This is a genomic window from Streptomyces sp. OR43 (genome assembly GCF_008042275.1).
Classification (GTDB): Bacteria; Actinomycetota; Actinomycetes; order Streptomycetales; family Streptomycetaceae; genus Streptomyces.
In genome coordinates this window covers 1-1,603 of the sequence record NZ_RDBK01000080.1, presented here as the reverse complement: position 1 = coordinate 1,603, position 1,603 = coordinate 1, and the positions used below count along the sequence as shown (strand labels likewise).

The 1,603-nt window shown below is 73.1% G+C and carries 2 protein-coding genes; one reads left to right on the top strand and one right to left on the bottom strand.

The window, feature by feature from the left end; genetic code table 11:
* Positions 1–174 precede the first annotated feature (174 nt).
* The gene (locus EAO72_RS40700) at positions 175–1,422 is read left to right on the top strand and encodes a metal-dependent hydrolase family protein (RefSeq protein WP_148022425.1); all 1,248 of its coding nucleotides are present in this window, start codon (positions 175–177) and stop codon (positions 1,420–1,422) included.
* Here the strand turns inward: EAO72_RS40700 and EAO72_RS40695 are convergent.
* Positions 1,392–1,603, bottom strand: a 212-nt coding sequence (locus tag EAO72_RS40695) for an N-acetyltransferase (protein WP_459112834.1), incomplete at its 5' end; no start/stop codon positions are given. The two genes, EAO72_RS40700 and EAO72_RS40695, sit on opposite strands and share 31 nt — an antisense overlap.

Sequence of the window (1,603 nt, the reverse complement as noted above, 5' to 3'; positions counted from 1 at the left end):
GCCATGTGGACGTGGCAGTCGATGAAGCCCGGGAGGATCGTGTCGCCGCGTACGTCGATCCGCCGGGTGGCCGCCGTCGTCGTGGGACTGTCCCCGGTCCGGCCCGCCCAGCGGACGCGCCCGTCCTCGATGAGGACCGCTCCGTCGCACCCTCTCCAGGGAAGGAACAGCGCCATGCCCGCCCCCACCACCTCCGTACTCCTGCACAACGGCCTGCTCATCGACGGCACCGGGGGTGACCCGGTCCGCGACGGAGCGGTCCTCATCGAGGACGGGCGCGTCCGCTGGGCGGGCCGGACCGGGGACAGTCCCACGACGACGGCGGCCACCCGGCGGATCGACGTACGCGGCGACACGATCCTCCCGGGCTTCATCGACTGCCACGTCCACATGGCCGCGCCCGGAACGGCGATGAGCCACGCCGAGATCGCGGCCCTGCCGCACAGCCTGCTCACGTTCCTGGCCGGGCCCCGGATGAAGCAGACCCTCGAAGCCGGCGTCACCACGGCCCGGGACCTCGGCGGCGCGGACGCCGGACACCGGCGAGCCGTCGAATCGGGCCTGCTCGTCGGCCCCCGCCTCCAGGTCGCCGTCTCCATGCTCAGCCCGACCGGCGGGCACGGCGACTTCCGGCCCGGCAACGACCACCGCCCCAACGAGAACGCCATGGGCCGGCTGGCCGACGGACCCGCCGAGTGCCGCAGGGCCGTCCGCGAGGTGCTGCGCCAGGGCGCCGACTGCGTCAAGATCGCGGCGACCGGCGGCGTGTGGAGCCCGACCGACCAGCCCGACGACGACGGCTTCCTGGAGGACGAGATCCGGACGATCACGGAGATCGCCGCCGGACACCGCGGCAAGAAGGTCGCCGCCCACGCCCAGGGCCGGGGCGGGATCCTCAACGCCGTCCGGGGCGGTGTCGCCAGTGTCGAGCACGGTTACGAGATCGACGACGAGGCCATCGGCCTGATGCTGGAACGGGGAACCTTCCTCGTCCCGACGCTCACCACCGCACAGACCGACCCGGACCCCGGGAAGGCGGCTCCCTGGGCGTACGCGAAGAAGAAGCACTGGCAGGACGTCGCCCGCCGGCACATCCCGCGCGCCATCGAGCGGGGGGTGCGGATCGCGATGGGCACCGACTGCGGCATCGCCGAGCACGGCACCAACCTGCGTGAGCTCGGCCATCTCGTCGACTGCGGCATGACGCCCATGGGCGCGCTGCGGGCCGGGACCGCCGAAGCGGCCGAACTCCTCGGCCTCGCCGCCGAGACCGGCACGCTGGAGCCCGGCAAGCGCGCCGACGTCGTGATCGCCCGAGGCAACCCGCTCGACGACATCCGGGCCCTCGGCGACCCGGCGAACATCCTGGTCGTCATGAAGGACGGCGTCGCCTACAAGGACGTCGAGGGGCTCACCGCCTGAACGGACCCCGAACCGTCCCGGCCGACCGCCTTGTAGTAGAAGGTGGTCGGCTTCAGGACCCCCGCCGGGTCGGCGGCGTAGTCGGGCACGGAGCCGCACTCCGTCCAGCCGGCCGAGCGGTACAACCACTCGGCCGGACTGCCGCTCTCCGTGTCCAGGACCAGCAGCGTGACGCCGTCCT